The organism is Paractinoplanes toevensis, assembly GCF_018332695.1.
GTDB classification, from domain to species: domain Bacteria; phylum Actinomycetota; class Actinomycetes; order Mycobacteriales; family Micromonosporaceae; genus Actinoplanes; species Actinoplanes toevensis.
The window spans coordinates 1-15,264 of the sequence record NZ_BOQN01000047.1 but is presented as its reverse complement, the minus strand read 5'-3'; the positions used below and the strand labels follow the sequence as shown (position 1 = coordinate 15,264).

The following is a 15,264-nucleotide window of genomic DNA, read 5'->3' as shown; positions in this document are numbered from 1 at the left end:
AGACAGGAGTTTCCGGGTGCAGTTCGACGTCATGCGCTTCCCCTCGTACGCGTTCGACCCGGAGACCGGCGTCGCGACGTTCGACTACGTGCTGGACGGCCCGGAACCGCTGGAATTCACCGAGACGATCACCTTCCCGGTGCCCTCCGGCCGCACCGCCCCGGACGCGTTCTACCGGGTCCTCGACCTGCTCCACGTGGTCGCCGGGGTCAGCTACTACAAGGTCGGCGCTCCCCTGCGGGTGCTCGCGCCCAAGCCGGTCCCGCCGGCCGTCGGCGCGTTCTTCACCGCGATCTACACCCACGGCCTGGCCGAGTACGCGTATCGCAACCAACTTGCCCATGTCCTCGATCTGACAGTCGAGGTGCCCGCGGAAGCCGGCACGGCCGAGCCGGTCGACAACTCGCAGGGTCGCCCGCTCTCCGCGGTCGGCGGCGGCAAGGACTCGATCGTCACCCTTGAGATCCTGCGCGCGGCCGGGCTCGACCCGGTCCCGTTCTCGGTCAACCCGAACCCGGTGATAAAGGCGGTCAACGCCGCCTCCGGCCTGGACGCGCTGGCCGCCCGCCGGCAGCTCGACCCGCGCCTGTTCGAGCTCAACAAGGCGGGCGCGCTCAACGGCCACATCCCGGTCACCGCGATCAACTCGCTGATCGCGATCGCCACCGCGGCCTGGCACGGCCTCGGCCCGGTGGTCATGTCGAACGAGCGCTCGGCGTCCGACCCCAACCTGGTCTGGAACGGTCACGAGATCAACCACCAGTGGTCCAAGGGCGTCGTCGCCGAGGGCCTGCTGCGTGCCGCGGTGACCGCCCACGCCGGGCTCACCGAGCCCTACTTCTCGCTGTTGCGGTCGCTGTCCGAGCTGCACATCGCCCAGTTGTTCGCCCGGCACACCATCTACGACGACGTGGTGACCAGCTGCAACAAGGCGTTCAAGCTGCACGACCCGACCGTCCGCTGGTGCGGCGACTGCCCGAAGTGCCGGTTCGTCTTCCTGGCGATGGCGCCGGCGATGGACCGGGCCCGGCTCACCCACATCTTCGGCCACGACCTGTTCGCCGACCCGGCACAGGTGCCCGGCTTCCTGGAGCTGCTCGGCATCGACGCGCACAAGCCGTTCGAGTGCGTCGGCGAGGTCGAGGAATCCCTGGTCGCCCTGGCGATGCTCGACGACGACGCCCCGGTGCTGGTTGCGCTGCGGGCCGCGGTGCCGCCGCAGGCCTGGGCGGAGGCCTCCCGCGAGGCGGTGCTCACGCCGGGCGGAGAAACGTACGTCCCGGAGGCGTACGCCAAAATCCTGGATGCCGCCCTCGCATGATCTATTTCGGCAAAGCGGACCTTGACGCTCCGAAGGAGCGTGGCTGGCTGGTCGGGCACTTCCTGCCACCCGGCGACGCCCGGCACAGCACCGAGGTCGAGATCAAGTGGGGCCGGCACGAGGCCGGCGAACGGCGGGCCCAATGGGTACGCGGCGAGCACCGCACCGCCGTCCTGGTGCTGATCAGCGGCCGCTTCCAGATGATCTTCCCGGAGCGCACGGTGGTGCTGTCCGAGCCCGGCGACTACGTGCTGTGGGGAGCCGGCGACGACCACTCGTGGTTCGCCGAACAGGAGTCGGTGGTGCTGACCTGCCGCTGGCCCTCGGTGCCGGGCTACGCGGTGCCCTACTCCGGCGCGTCGTGATGGATGTGGTCGGGCGCGACGCCCAGCAGCTGTAGCGCGATCGTCGTGTTGGTCAGCATGAGCGGCGGGCCGGCCAGGTAGACCTCGTGGCGCGACCACTCGCCGTAGGCCGCGACCGCGTCGGTGACCAGGCCCGACGCGTACGGTCCGGGGTCGCCCTCGGAGATCACCGGCACCACCGTGGCCCGTTTCGCGGAGCGGGCGATCTCGGCGATGTCGTCGATGTCGTACAGCTCGTCGAGGTTGCGCACGCCCCAGAAGAGGACCGCCGAGCGCGGGTCGCCGGTGTCCGCGAGCTCGGTCAGCAACGCCTTGAGCGGCGCCACGCCGGTGTCGCCCGCGATCATCAGCAGGTTGCGGTCCGGCGCGGCCGGCAGCGACATCTGCCCCTCGGGCCGGCTCAGCCGCAGCCGGTCGCCCTCCCGGGTGCGCTGGACGAGGGTGCCGCTGACCCCGCTCTGGGTCTTGGCCCGCACGTGCAGCTCGATGAGGTCGTTGCGGCGCGGGGCCCCGGCCAGTGAGTAGGGCCGCCAGATCCCCGGCAGGGCGGCCACCTCGACCCGGGCGTACTGCCCCGGGCGGAACGGCAGCGGCAGGTGCGGGCGCAGCTTGATGACGGCCAGGTCGGGGCGGCGCAGCTCGTGCGACACCACGACCGCCGTCCAGCCGAGCATCTCGGCGGCGGTGGCCTCGCCGTGCCGGATCCACTCGTAGAGGTGCTGCCAGGTCGAGCGCCACGCCAGGTCGAACTCCTGCCGCCAGTCCCCCGGTGCCATGCCGGCCCGCATCGCCTCGGCCAGGGCGGCCCCGACCAGCTGCAGCCGGTCGTGTTCCACCCCCGCCTCGGCGAGGACCTTGCCGAGCGCGTCGCACCCGGCCACCAGCAGGGGCGGCTGGTCGAGGTGGTGCACGAGCCAGACCAGGCCCTGGGCCAGCCGGTCGGCCTGCGCGACGGCGTCGCCCGGCAGGATCGCGAGCAGCGACGGGTGCGCCTGCCAGAGCGCCTCCCGCAGCCGGACCGCCACCTCGTCGGCGCCGCCCGCGAAGGTGACGCTGGTGGCCAGCAGCCGCTGCGTCTGCCGCAGCAGGGCGTCGTCGGCCGGGTCCATGCCGTCCACCGAGGACGTCCGGGCCGGTGTCGTCACGGTCGGCGAGGTCACGCCCTCGAAGTGCGGGATCCGCGGGCGGGTGTCGTGCTCCGGTTCATCGCCCGAGGCCCAGCGGGGCCGCCCCGGCACACCGGTCTCGGCCGGTTCGACGACCGCCTCCGCCCGAGGCGCGGCCGGTTCCCGCGCCGGCTGCCCCGGCCCGAGCCCGGCAAACCGGTTCCGACTCAGCCGCCCGACCCGATCCTCACCGTCCGGCCCATAGCCCTCGTCAGCCAACTCCCGGACCCTGACCGGCCCGCCGCCCGCAGTCCCGCCAGCACCCGAATTGCCGCCAGCACCCGCACTGCCGCCGGCGCCCGCACTGCCGCCGGCGCCCGCACTGCCGCCGGCGCCCGCACTGCCGCCGGCGCCCGCACTGCCTCCAGCAGCGGCATTGCCTCCGGCCGAGGCATTGCCTCGGGCACTCGCGGTGCCGTCTGCGGCGGCGGTTTCCCCGGCGACGGTGTCGGTGGGCTTGCGCAGCGGGTCGATCGGGGACAGGCCCGGCGGGCGGAGCAGAGGCCCGCGCTCGGTGAACGGGCCGCCGGTGGCCGGCATCGCGGGCCGGTGGGCCGGGCCGTCCGGCGGTCGAGTCGCCGTCTCGGGCACCGGCGGTCGAGTCGCGCCTGCGGATGGCTTTCCGGACAAATCCGTCTTTTCGGAATTGGTGGGCACCGGTGGGATGCCCCCGCGACCGAAGAAGTCACCGGCCGAGGCCGTCAACCCTTCGTCAGTGGCCGCGGGCTCGTCGCCGGCGTGCGGCTCGGCCCATCCCGGCCGCTGCGGCATCGAACCGGTCGGCGGCTCCGGTCGGCCCGGTGCGGGGGCGTCGTGCGGCTCCCCGGCCGGTCGGGGCGCGCCGGCGCGCCGGTTGATCTCGCTCAGCGCCGCGGCCGTGTCGGCGGCGCCGGCCTCCGCCGCATCGGGCGCGGCCTGTCGCAGGCGGATGGCGCGCAGCAGCGCGAGCAGGTGCTGGTCCGCTCCCGAACCAGAACCCGATCCGGACGACACAGTCACACCCCCCGTTCGACGGATCACCCGAACAGTACAACCGTACTGCCGCTCCGGACCTTCTGCCTTCCTCCAGCGTCCCAGCTCGGATCGGAACTTTCCGGATCATTGCCGGACGCGGCCGAGCGCCTCCAGCGCCGTGCGGGCCTGCCCCTCCGGGTCGGCCCCGAGCGGGCGCAGGATCACCGTGGTGGCGCCGGCCTCGTGCAGCGCGGCCACCCGCCCCGGGATGTCGGCAGCCGGCCCGATGAGGGTGAACAGCTCCTCCGGCGGAACGCCGAGCCACGCCGCCTGGCCGGTGACCATCTCGCGGGTGGCCTCGGCGGCCTGCTCCGGGTCGTCCGAGACATGCAGGTAGGCGAAGACGATCAGCTCGTGCCCGGGCCGGTCACCGGCCTCGCGGCCGACGTCGATGTGCGTGCGGGCCGCGATGATCTCGGCCGGTCCGGCGCCCTCGGCGAGGATGGTGCCGTCGGCGACCCGCCCGGACAGTTCGAGCGACCGCGGCTTCACCACGCCGGTCACGATCGGCGGCACCTCGTTCGCCGGGTGCACCAGCTTCAGCCCGTCCACCGTGACCTCGCGGCCGTGCAACGTGACGGTCTCCCCGGCGACCAGGCCGCGTACCGCCACGATCGTCTCCTCGAGGAGGGCGAGCTTCCGCGGGGTCTCGGCGCCGACCTTGCGCATCCACTCCGGAACCCCGTGCCCCACGCCGGCCACCAACCGTCCCGGGTGGACCCGGGCCAGGTTGGCGACCTCCATCGCCAGCAGGGCCGGGTTGCGCAACGCCACCGGTGCGATGCCGATGCCCACCCGCAGCCGGCGGGTGGCGGCCAGCGCGAGGGCCGCGGCGCTGATCGACCCGGCCCAGCCGAGGTCCTCGACCACCCAGAGGTCGTCCGCGCCCAGCTCCTCGAGCGCGGCCGCGCAGGCCGGCAGCTCCTCGGGAGCACGGTCGCGCTCGAACATGAAACCGACGCGTAACCCGATCATGACGCAACAGTAGCGGCCACTAAGATCCGCGCGTGACCCTGACCGTCGAAGATCTCACCGGCTACGTCGAGCGCGACTTTGACGCCGACCTGACCCTCTTCCTCACCGACCGTCCCGCCCTCGACGACCTGGACCTGAGCGACGTACGCCCGATCGAACCCTTCCTGGCGCGCCTGCCCGCACCGGCCGCGGCCGCCCTGGCGGCCTTCGATCGACTGGTCCGCTCCGGCACGTTGCCCGAGTTCCTGGACGTCGCCGAGTGGTCCTACGGCTTCGACTTCGCCGCCAACGACTGCGGGATCCTCGACTCCGACTACGAGACCCGGCTCAGCGACGACGACGTCTACTCGATCGGCGCGGACGGCGGCGGCAACCTCTGGGTCGTGCTGACCAACGGTCAGGTGGCCATCTGGTTCCACGAGGAGGAGGTCCTCGAGGAGGGCACCCGTTTCGACAACCTGGACGTGTTCCTCTGGAGCTACGTCCGCTACGAGGCGGTCCGGGACGGCACGCTCGATCTGGCCGAGGTGGAGGCGGACTTCGTCGCGCTGGGCCAGGACGGCGCCCTCCAGCCTGAACTGGGCCTGCTCGCCTCGATGCGAGCCTGATCGGCCATACTGACGTCATGGCTGACTCCGAGCAGGAACAAGAAGCCGAGCAGGCCGAGCAACCCGAGGAATTCATGAATCGGGCTGCTCGGCGGGCCGCGAAGGGCAAGAAGCAGGGGCATTCCGATAGCGGCGTCGCCCAGGCCGGCGGGCAACCGCACGGACGCGGGGTGGTGCCGGCGCGTAAGTCCTTCGGGAACCGGCGCAGCGGCGGCTGAGAGAAAGCGAATGGGCCCGTGGTCGTAATTCGGGTTGAGGGCGCGGACGATCCGCGGATCAGCGATTACCGCGCACTGACCGACCTGGAGTTGCGCACCCGGTGGGAACCGCCCAACGGGCTGTTCATCGCCGAGGGCGAGCTGGTCATCCGGCGCGCCCTACGGGCCGGCTATCGGCTGCGGTCGATTCTGGTCGACGAGAAAAGGATCGATCAGTTCGCCGATCTGCCGGACGACGCCGTCGTCTACGCGGGCACCCCGCCGGTTCTCGAGGCGATCACCGGTTTCCACGTGCACCGCGGCGTGCTGGGTTCGTTCCACCGGCGGGAACTGGTGTCTCTCGAGGAACTCGTGGCTCCGGCCCGGCGGCTGGTCGTGCTCGAAGGGCTGAATACGCACACCAATCTGGGTGCGTTGTTCCGCAGTGCGGCCGCCCTCGGCATCGATGCCATCGTGTTGTCGCCCAACTGCGCCGATCCGCTCTACCGGCGGGCCGTGCGAGTGAGCATGGGCGAGGTGTTCGCGATTCCGTACGCCAAGGCGGAGACCTGGCCGGAAGCGCTCAAGGTGGTCCGGGACGCGGGGTTCCGCCTGCTCGCGCTCACGCCCGGGGCGGATTCGGTGGAATTGCAGGCGCTCAGCGCGGCCGACCGGGAAAGGCCGGCGTTGATGCTCGGCGCCGAGGGACCGGGTCTGACCCGGGCGGCGCTGGCCGCGAGTGACGTGCGGGTGGCGATTCCGATGCAGAACGGGGTCGACTCGCTCAACGTGGCCACGGCCGCGGCGATCGCATTCTGGGAACTTTCCCGCTGAATTCCGGAATCACTTTCACGGTCGGAATTCGGGGCTTCTCAGCGACCTCGGTAATAGCTAGCCTTACGTCCGGTGATGCGGGCTATGACCGGGATGTGAATAACTTGGCCGAAAAATCGGGCAATAAAGGTTTTTTGCCGTGGATAGTCGCTCTGTCAGTAATCGGGATCATGTCGGTCCTCATCCTGCGCAGCGTTCCGGGGCGGTCCGAGCCGAGCAGCCTGCCCCCACCCGAGCCCGCCTTCACTCTCCCGGGTGTCACCTCCGGGCCGCAGATCCCGGTCAGCCTCCTGCCCAGCACCCCCACCGACAGCCCCGCTCGGAGCGCCGACGTCGAGAAGGCCTCCAAAACGGTGCCGCCCGGTGACCCCACGGCCGACCCGCAGCCGACCACCGCCCCGCCCGGCGTCACCGGCACCTACCGGGTCCTCAACTCCTACCCCGACTCCTTCATCGGCGAGGTGCTGATCCGCAACGACACCGGCGCCGGACGGTCCTGGACGGTCAGCCTCCGTTACCCGGGCACCCTCGTCACGTCCTGGCTCGAGTCGCTCCCCCAGCCCACCCTCGTCCAGCGCGGCACGTCCTACACCTGGACGTCCTCGGTCCCGCTGGCCGCCGGGTCCACCGGCTCGCTGCGGTTTCACTTCCAGCTTTCCGGCTCGGCCGGACCGGAGGGCTGCACGGTCAACGGGTCGGCCTGCGGATGAACGAGCGCGGCCCCGGAGACTCCCTGGTAGGTCACAGCCGGATCCCATCCTCGCAGCCGTACACGGACCGTCCTGACGGCGCCGGAAACACGCCACACCGGGACAACGATCCGGCCGCCCAGACGTATCGGGATGTGGGCCGGCCCGCGGACGGGCCGGCCGTCGTACCTATTCCTTGACCGGGATCGACTGCGACTTCAGCGTCGAAACGGTCTTCGCCTGGGCGTCGGTCAGGGCCTGCGTGAGCGTGCTCTGGCCGGTGACCGCCTTCTTGAAGCCGTCGGAGGCGTCCGCGTACGTCTGGGTCATCGTCGGACCCCAGGTGAAGTCGGCCTTGACCTGGGTGGAGGCCTCCGCGAAGACGTCGTAGATCGGCTGGCCGCCGTAGAACTCGACGCCCTCCTTCAGCGCCGGCAGCGACGCGCCCTCCTTGGTGGCCGGGTACAGGTTGGCCTCCTTGTTCAGCAGGGTGAGCGCCTCGGTGGAGGTGTTGAGCCAGAGCGCGAACTTCGCCGCCTCGTACGGGTGCTTCGAGGTCTTGAAGACCGCGGTGGACGAGCCACCCCAGTTACCGGCGACCTTCTCGCCCGCGCTCCACTGCGGCATCGGGGCGACCGCCCACTTGCCGGAGGTCTTCGGCGCACCGCTGGCGATCGAGTTGGCGCCCCACACGGCGGAGACCCAGGTCCACGCGCTGCTCGAGTTGTAGGCGTTGTCCCACTCCGGGGTCCACGGCGGCACCGAGGAGACCAGCTTCTTGTCGATCAGTCCCTGCCAGTAATCGGCGACCTTCTTGGTGGCGTCGTCGGTCATGCTGACGGTCCAGTTGGTGCCGTCGTTGCCGAACCAGTGGGCGCCCGCCTGCCAGGCCAGGCCGGCGAACTGGTTGATGTCGCTCTGCGAGAAGTTGGTGATGTAACCGCCCGCGGCCTTCACCTTCGCGGCCGCCGCCGCGTACTCCTCCCAGGTCGTCGGGACCGGGATGTTGTTCTTCTCGAACAGGTCCTTGCGGTAGAACAGCGCCATCGGGCCGGCGTCCTGCGGGATGCCGTACACGTGGCCCTGCTCGCCGAAGCTGACCTGGTTCCAGGTCCAGTCGATGAACTTGCTCTGCGCGCTCGCGACGATGTCGCAGCTGCCGAGGTCGGTCAGGCCGTCCTGGACGCGGAAGCTGGGCAGCGCGTCGTACTCGATGTGGCCGAGGTCGGGCGCGTTACCGGCCTTGAGCTGGTTGAAGAAGTTCGCGTACGTGCCGCCGTTGCCGTTCGGACCGGTCTGCACCTTCACCTGGATGTCGGGGTTCGCCTTGTTCCAGACGTCGACGACCTTCTCGATGTTCGGGATCCAGGTCGTGTAGGTCAGCGTGACCGGGCCGCTGGACGGCGCGCAGGACGCCGCGCCGGCGGTGGTGGCGGCATCGTCGTCACCGCCGGACGAACAGGCGGTGATCGAAAGGGTGGACAGAAGCAGAATCGCGATGGAGCGAGCGCGAAGGCGCATTTTCCCTCCTGGGACTTTTTTGCCTTTTACTTGATGGATCCGGCCCCGAGGCCGCTGCGCCAGAAGCGCTGTAGTGAGAGAAATGCGATAACCATCGGAACGAGCGACACAAACGCTCCGACGAGAACCAGGGCGCGCAGCTCCGGATGCTGGTTGACCTGGGTGTTCCAGGAATAGAGACCGAGGGTGACCGGGAACAACCGCTCATTGCCGAGCATGATCAGCGGCAGCATGAAGTTGTTCCACACCGCGACGAAATGGAACAGGAAAATCGTCACGAAAGCGGGCGCCATGAGCCGCGTGGACAGCGTGAAGAACGTGCGCACCTCGCCGGAACCGTCGATCCGGGCCGCTTCCAGCAGTTCATCCGGGACGCTGGCCGCGGCGTAGATCCGGCCGAGGTACACGCCGAACGGATTCACCAGGCTGGGCAGGAAGACCGACCAGAAGGTGTTCGCCAGCTCGACCTTGCTGAACATCAGGAACAGCGGCAGGGCCAGCGCGGTGGCCGGCACCAGCACACCGCCGAGCACGATGTTGAAGATCAGCTCCCGGCCGCGGAAGACGTACTTGGCGAGGGCGTAGCCGCACATGCCGGCCAGCAGGGTGCCGAGCAGCGCCGCCCCGACCGTGTAGCCGATCGAGTTCGCCATCCAGCGCAGGAAGATCCCGTCGTTGTAGTGGAACAGGTCGGCCAGGTTCGCACCGAGCGCGAAGTGGTCCGGCAACAGCGGGCTTCCCTCGGTGACCTGCCCGTCCTTCTTTCCGGAGGCGACGAACAGCCACCACAGCGGGGTCAGGAAGTAGAGCGTGAAGACGGCCATCACGAGCATGGCGGCGTACTTCGGCAGCTTGAAGGCAGCCATCACTGCACTCCCTTGCGCTGGGTGACCTTGAGGAACGCGAACGAGAGGATGAATGTGGCCAGCGCCAGGACCACCGAGAACGCAGCGGCCAGGTGGAAGTTCGGCACGGCCGAGGTGGACAGCACGGTCAGGTTCGGGGTGTACGTGCTGGACACCGCGGAGCTGAAACTGCGGAAGACCTGCGGCTCGGCCAGCAGCTGGAGCGTGCCGATGATGGAGAACACCGTGGTCAGCACGATCGCCGGCAACACCATCGGGATCTTGATGGACCACGCCGTACGGAAGACCCCGGCGCCGTCGATCTTCGCGGCCTCGTAGATCTCGGTCGGCACGGCGAGCAGCGCCGAATAGATGATCAGCATGTTGTAGCCGATGTAGACCCAGGTCACGACGTTCGCCATGGCCCAGAGCACGAAGCTCGGGGACAGCAGGTCGGCGCTCGCCGTCACCGCGGTGAACGGCGACAGGTTCGGCGAGTACAGGTAGCCCCACATGATCGCGGCGACCACCCCCGGCACCGCGTAGGGCAGGAAGAACGCGAGCCGGAAGAAACCCTTGCCCTTCACCAGGCCGGAGTCGAGCAGCAGGGCAAGGAACAGCGCCACGCCCAGCATCACCGGCACCTGCACGATGCCGAACAGGAACACCCGCTCGATGGACTGCCAGAACGGTCCGTTCGTGAAGACCTCGCGGTACTGCACGAGACCGCCGAAGACGTCGGTGGCCGGTCCGAAGGTTCCGGTGCGCTTCACCGTGTAGAGCGACTGCCACACGGCGTACAGGATGGGAATCAGATAGAAGAGCGCGAACAGCACGCCGAACGGCGTGACGAAGAAGAGAATCGCGCTGGCATGGCGCTTCACGGCTGGACCTCCTCACGGACGACGCGTACGCCTCCGGGCGGCACCCGCAGCCGGCCGCGCACGTGTTCTCCGCTGATCAGGTCGCACCCGGCGACCGCGTACTCGATCTCGCGCGCCCCGTGGTTGATCACGAAGGCGTACGTCTGGCTGGTGGTCTTTCTTCGCACCACCTCGATGGACCCGTCGTTCTCCGGGCCGCTGCTCCGGACGCCGGCGCTTTCCACCGCCTCGCGCAGCACCGCGCGCATCGCCGGTCGGTCCAGCGCGGTCGCCACGTACCAGGCGTTCCCGTTGCGGGTGATGGCCGGCACGCCGGGCAGCGGGCCGTCGACGTAACGGGCCTTGACCTCGGCGGTGGTGGCGCGCAGCCGTTCCGCCCAGAGGCCGGCCTCGCCGCCGTTGTCGAGAATGACCGTGGTGTCCGGGCCGAGCGGCGCGAACTCCTCGACGCTCACGCCCAGCAGGTCGCGGAAGGCGCCCGGGTAGCCGCCGAGCCGGACCCGGTCGTCGCCGTCGGCGATGCCGCTGAAGAAGGTGACCAGGACGTGGCCGCCGTTGTCGACGAAGCTCTGCACGGCCGCGGCCTGCTCGTCGGTGACCAGGTAGAGGCAGGGGATGACCACAAAGCGGTACTTGCTCAGGTCACCGTCCGGGCTGATCACGTCGGCCGTCACACTCAGTTCCCGCAGCCCCCGGTACGCCGCGTGCACCTGCTCCAGGTAGTTCACCGCGGACGACGGTCGGCCCTCCTGCTCGACCGCCCACCACGACTCCCAGCTGAACATCACCGCGGTGTCGGTCTCGACGGTGGAACCGGCCACCTCGGCCAGCCGGCGCAGCGAATACGACAGGTCGAGGACCTCGCGCCACTGCTCGGTCTCGGTGCCCGCGTGCGGCAGCATCGCCGAGTGGAACTTCTCGCTGCCCTGGGCCGAGGCGCGCCACTGGAAGAAGCAGATCGAGTCGGCGCCCCGGGCCACGTGGGTGAGCGTGTTGCGGAGCATCTCGCCGGGCGCCTTGCTCAGGTTGACCGGCTGCCAGTTGACCGCGCCGGTGGACTGCTCCATCAGCATCCACGGCTTGCCGCCGGCCAGGCCGCGGGTCAGGTCGGCGGCGAAGCTCAGCTCGGCGGCCGGGTGGCCGAGGCGGTGGTCGAGGTAGTGGTCGTTGGCGATGACGTCCATCCGCGGCGCCCAGCGCCAGTAGTCCATGTTGCGGATGTGCGCGGTGACCATGAAGTTCGTGGTGACTCTTACCGCCGAATGGCGGCGGAGGATCGCGGCCTCGGCCTCGTAGTAACCGAGCAGCTCGTCCGAGGAGAACCGCTGGAAGTCGAGCATCTGGGCCGGGTTGCGCAACGACAGCGCGGCCCGCGGCGGCAGCACCTCGTCCCACGCGCCGTACCGCTGGCTCCAGAAGGACGTGCCCCACGCGGTGTTGAGGGCCTCGACCGTCCGGTAGCGGTCGGTGAGCCACTCGCGGAAACGCTCGGCGCTGGCGTCGCAGTAGCAGAGCGCGTTGTGACAGCCGAGTTCGTTCGAGACGTGCCAGAGCGCGATGGCCGGGTGGTCGCCGTACCGCTGGGCGACCTGCTCGACCAGGGCGAAGGCCCGCTCGCGGAAGACCGGCGAGCTCGGGCACCAGGCCTGCCGGCCACCCGGATAGCGCCGGGTGCCGTCGGCCGCCATCGGCAGGATCTCCGGGTGCCGGCTGGCCAGCCACGGCGGCGGGGACGCGGTCGCGGTACCCAGGTTGATCCGGATGCCGTTCTGGTGCAGCAGTTCGACGATCCGGTCGAGCTGCTTGAAGTCGTACTCACCGGCGCGCGGCTCGAGGTCCGACCACCCGAAGATATTGATGGCCACCAGATTGATTCCGGCGGCACGCATCAAAGCGACGTCCTCGGCCCACACCTCGGCCGGCCACTGCTCCGGGTTGTAATCGCAGCCCAGAGTGATCACGGGCGTCTCTCCTTTGCCTGTGCACGTGCACACATTTCCGGCCGGAAAATTCCGCAGGTCAGATGTGTGAACGTGCACACAGTAGGATTGCCTGTGACCAGCGTCAAGACCGAAAAAGATAAAGTCAGCACGTGAGTTCGCCAGGAGTGCCGAACAAGCCCGGCAAAAGGGCCACCGTGCACGACATCGCCGCCGCCGCCGGGGTTTCCCGGGGCACGGTGAGCCGTGTGCTCAACGGCGGCTACGTGTCGGCGACGGCCCGCACCGCCATCGAGCGCGCCATCCGTGAGGTCGGCTACGTGCCGAACACGGCGGCGCGCAACCTGGTCATGCAGCGTTCCCAGGCCATCGGCTTCATCGTGCTGGAGCCGCACTCACTGTTCCTCGAGGACCCCAACATCGGTGGCATCATGCTGGGCGCCAACTCGACGCTGTCCGCCGCCGACTACCAGATGGTCAACCTGGTGGTCGACTCCGAACGCGACACGGCCCGCATCACCCGCTACCTGAGCGGCGGCTTCGTAGACGGCGCGATCATCGTCTCGGCCCGCAGCCACGACCCGATCATCCAGGTGGTGGGCGGCCTCAACCTGCCGTCCGCCTTCGTCGGCCACCCACGCGACCTGCACCCCGACATCCCCTACGTCGGCATAGACAACCTGGCCTCGGCCGAGGAGATCACCCGCCGCCTGCTGGCCACCGGCCGTCACCGTGTCGGCATGATCGCCGCCGCGGTGGACCGCGACTCCGGCGCCGACCGCCTGACCGGCTTCCGGCGGGCCCTCGGCCCGCTGTTCGACGAGACCTTGGTGGCCGAGGTCCCGCTCTACGACTTCGCCTGCGGCGCCAAAGGAATGCGTACGCTCCTGGAGCGCGACCCCGACATCGACGGCGTCTTCGCAGCGTCGGACGCGGTGGCCGCCGGCGCGATAGAGGCGCTGCGCGAGGCCGGCCGAAGCGTCCCCGGCGACGTAGGCGTGGTCGGCTTCGACGACAGCTCCTGGGCCACCCGAACCCGCCCGAACCTCTCCACCGTCCACCAGCCGGCCGACGACATCGGCGCCCACGCGGCCGACATGGTCCTACGCCAACTGGGCGGCGAGCAGATCCCCGAGCAGGGCCTACTGCTCCCGTCCCCCATAGTCTGGCGAGCCTCCGCCTGACGGCCCCACCCGCACGCCAACCTCCAATCCCGGCGCGGCGCTGGAGGGTCGCTCAGTTGAGGCGGTAGGTCAGGTGGGTGGCGTGGCCGGAGGCCTGCACGTGGATCTGCCGCAGCGTGCGTGGGGTGGCGTCGGTGAAGAGCGGTGTGCCTGCGCCCAGCAGCAGTGGCGCGACGTGCAGGCGCAGCTCGTCGACCACGTCGGCCTCGATGGCTCGGCGGATCGTCTCGCCGCCGCCCATGATTACGACGTTGCGGTCCTCGGCCATGGCGATGCCCTTGGCGACCGCGCTCGCGATGCCGTCGACCACGAAGGTCATCCGGTCGGCGAGCCGCACCTCGTCGGGTGGGTTGCGGGTCACCACCAGCACCGGTGGCTCGGCGGCCAGGCCGGCGCCGTAGCCCATCTCATCGTTCCACCCGGACGGCGCGTCGATGATGTCGAACAGCCGGCGTCCCATGATGACCACGCCGGTCGCCCCGACGGACTCCTCGAGCACCGCCTGGTCGATCGCGTCGGGCTCAAGTGCCCAGGTGTGCAGCGCGTCGCCGCCGACCCCGAGCCCGCGCTCCAGGCCCGCGCCCGGGCCGGTGACGAACCCATCCAGCGACACCGTGATGTCGGCGATCACCTTGGCCATGACCTGCTCCTTCCCGCCGCCCGCCGCCCGCCGGTCGGCGGGCCACCTCATGGGAGCATGCCACCCGCGTGTGACAGTTTCCGCCCGCGTTTCCCACTGCTCGCGAGTCCGCCCCAAAACCTGTCGACTTCCTGCTCGCTCCGAACCGGAAGTCGACAAGATCGCCCAAGCCGAGCCCGGCAGCGCGGGCGGGCAGCGCGAGTGGGCAGCGCGGGTGGGTAGTCAGGCTCGGGGGATCAGGCGGGCGCCCGTCCAGGCCAAGCCGGTGCCGGCGGCCAGCAACAGAAGAGCCCCTACCGTCGGCAGGGGCTGCTGGGCGTACGACCCGGCGCCGATCGCACACGCGGCCAGCATCAGCAGGATGCCGTCGGCCGGGTTGACCAGTTTTGATCGGAAGACCGACCAGCCCAGCAGCAGCCAGCCGGCGCCGGCGGTAACTGCGGCCGCCGTCGCTGCATAGTGCATTTGGTCAACGGTAAGAGGGCTGCCGTCGGCCGCGATGCCGTCCGGGAGGGCCGCCAGGGGAAGGGTCAGCATGGCGCCGGCCAGACCTATCAGCAGGCCGGCGATGGCGGGGCGGCGGGAGCGGGTGCCGGCCAGCAAGCCGGCCAGGGCGATCATGGCGATCACCGAGAGCCAGTCGGCGGCCAGCGCCACCGGCAGTTCCCCGGGCGGGGTGTCGATGCCCAGCGTCAGCCAGCCATCTAGGACCGCGGCGGCCGGCAGCGCCCAGAGCGCCGAGCGGGCGTAGCGGCGTACCGACCAGATCCACACCGCTTCGCGTACCGGCAGGAGGTGGTCCTCGTCCGCCGTTCCCGCGGCCCCGACCCAGGCGGGGGCGACCCGCAACGGTCGGCCGCTGGCCGTGCGGTGGTGGCTGATGCTCATGGCTCCGCCTCGCGTGGGCTCAAGCCGAGCGGCCCGGGGGCAACCGGTCGGGATCCTGTGCCGAAGCATTCCAAACGTCTGCCTATCACGCAGGCAATTCCCAGAAAAGGCGCTATGACCGGAAATGCCCAGCAGGACCTGTCGATGGCAGCCGATGCCGACGGGTCGGCCGGCGACGGGGGCCAAGCGACGG

15 protein-coding genes are annotated in these 15,264 nt (G+C 70.0%); 7 read left to right on the top strand and 8 right to left on the bottom strand.

Translation table 11 applies throughout. The features are described from left to right. Positions 1-31: 31 nt before the first annotated feature. Complete coding sequence (locus tag Ato02nite_RS15720; RefSeq protein WP_213007305.1) at positions 32-1,321, top strand: MurL-like N-terminal domain-containing; 1,290 nt, start codon at positions 32-34, stop codon at positions 1,319-1,321. Then, positions 1,318-1,686, top strand: a complete 369-nt coding sequence (locus tag Ato02nite_RS15715; RefSeq protein ID WP_213007258.1) for a signal peptidase I — start codon at positions 1,318-1,320, stop codon at positions 1,684-1,686. Before Ato02nite_RS15720 ends, Ato02nite_RS15715 begins: the two co-directional genes overlap by 4 nt. Here Ato02nite_RS15715 and Ato02nite_RS52515 read toward each other — a convergent pair. After that, complete coding sequence (locus Ato02nite_RS52515) at positions 1,668-3,845, bottom strand: FAD-binding oxidoreductase (protein WP_281419744.1); 2,178 nt, start codon at positions 3,843-3,845, stop codon at positions 1,668-1,670. The genes Ato02nite_RS15715 and Ato02nite_RS52515 overlap by 19 nt on opposite strands. Positions 3,846-3,950: 105 nt before the next feature. Further along, positions 3,951-4,841, bottom strand: a complete 891-nt coding sequence (locus Ato02nite_RS15705) for an LLM class flavin-dependent oxidoreductase (protein WP_213007257.1) — start codon at positions 4,839-4,841, stop codon at positions 3,951-3,953. Between the two features lie 32 nt (positions 4,842-4,873). Here Ato02nite_RS15705 and Ato02nite_RS15700 point away from each other — a divergent pair, with 32 nt between their 5' ends. The 4 genes from Ato02nite_RS15700 (at position 4,874) to Ato02nite_RS15685 (ending at position 7,190) form a co-directional block, all read left to right on the top strand. Continuing rightward, positions 4,874-5,449: a hypothetical protein gene (locus Ato02nite_RS15700; RefSeq protein ID WP_213007256.1), complete on the top strand. Its 576-nt coding sequence runs from the start codon at positions 4,874-4,876 to the stop codon at positions 5,447-5,449. Between the two features lie 17 nt (positions 5,450-5,466). Then, positions 5,467-5,667: a hypothetical protein gene (locus Ato02nite_RS15695; RefSeq protein ID WP_213007255.1), complete on the top strand. Its 201-nt coding sequence runs from the start codon at positions 5,467-5,469 to the stop codon at positions 5,665-5,667. Between the two features lie 18 nt (positions 5,668-5,685). Further along, a complete protein-coding gene (locus tag Ato02nite_RS15690) occupies positions 5,686-6,480 on the top strand; it encodes a TrmH family RNA methyltransferase (RefSeq protein WP_213007254.1) in 795 nt (264 codons plus the stop codon). Positions 6,481-6,650: 170 nt separating this feature from the next. Further along, the gene (locus Ato02nite_RS15685; protein ID WP_213007253.1) at positions 6,651-7,190 is read left to right on the top strand and encodes a cellulose binding domain-containing protein; all 540 of its coding nucleotides are present in this window, start codon (positions 6,651-6,653) and stop codon (positions 7,188-7,190) included. 168 nt (positions 7,191-7,358) lie between these two features. Here Ato02nite_RS15685 and Ato02nite_RS15680 read toward each other — a convergent pair whose 3' ends face one another. The 4 genes from Ato02nite_RS15680 to Ato02nite_RS15665 are packed head-to-tail and all read right to left on the bottom strand — an operon-like array spanning position 7,359 to position 12,380. Beyond that, positions 7,359-8,690: an ABC transporter substrate-binding protein gene (locus Ato02nite_RS15680; protein WP_213007252.1), complete on the bottom strand. Its 1,332-nt coding sequence runs from the start codon at positions 8,688-8,690 to the stop codon at positions 7,359-7,361. Between the two features lie 26 nt (positions 8,691-8,716). Further along, positions 8,717-9,556, bottom strand: a complete 840-nt coding sequence (locus Ato02nite_RS15675; protein WP_246607022.1) for a carbohydrate ABC transporter permease — start codon at positions 9,554-9,556, stop codon at positions 8,717-8,719. Beyond that, the gene (locus Ato02nite_RS15670) at positions 9,556-10,419 is read right to left on the bottom strand and encodes a carbohydrate ABC transporter permease (protein ID WP_213007251.1); all 864 of its coding nucleotides are present in this window, start codon (positions 10,417-10,419) and stop codon (positions 9,556-9,558) included. The genes Ato02nite_RS15675 and Ato02nite_RS15670 overlap by 1 nt, the downstream gene beginning before the upstream one ends. After that, complete coding sequence (locus Ato02nite_RS15665) at positions 10,416-12,380, bottom strand: beta-galactosidase (protein ID WP_213007250.1); 1,965 nt, start codon at positions 12,378-12,380, stop codon at positions 10,416-10,418. The genes Ato02nite_RS15670 and Ato02nite_RS15665 overlap by 4 nt, the downstream gene beginning before the upstream one ends. Positions 12,381-12,511: 131 nt before the next feature. Here Ato02nite_RS15665 and Ato02nite_RS15660 point away from each other — a divergent pair, with 131 nt between their 5' ends. After that, complete coding sequence (locus Ato02nite_RS15660; protein ID WP_246607020.1) at positions 12,512-13,543, top strand: LacI family DNA-binding transcriptional regulator; 1,032 nt, start codon at positions 12,512-12,514, stop codon at positions 13,541-13,543. Between the two features lie 52 nt (positions 13,544-13,595). Here the strand turns inward: Ato02nite_RS15660 and Ato02nite_RS15655 are convergent, their stop codons facing one another. Together Ato02nite_RS15655 and Ato02nite_RS15650 are read right to left on the bottom strand one after the other, a co-directional pair. Continuing rightward, positions 13,596-14,234, bottom strand: a complete 639-nt coding sequence (locus Ato02nite_RS15655; RefSeq protein WP_246607019.1) for a dihydrofolate reductase family protein — start codon at positions 14,232-14,234, stop codon at positions 13,596-13,598. A gap of 171 nt (positions 14,235-14,405) precedes the next feature. Continuing rightward, entirely contained in the window at positions 14,406-15,071 is a 666-nt protein-coding gene (locus Ato02nite_RS15650; protein ID WP_213007249.1) for a hypothetical protein, read from the bottom strand. Between the last annotated feature and the right edge of the window lie 193 nt (positions 15,072-15,264).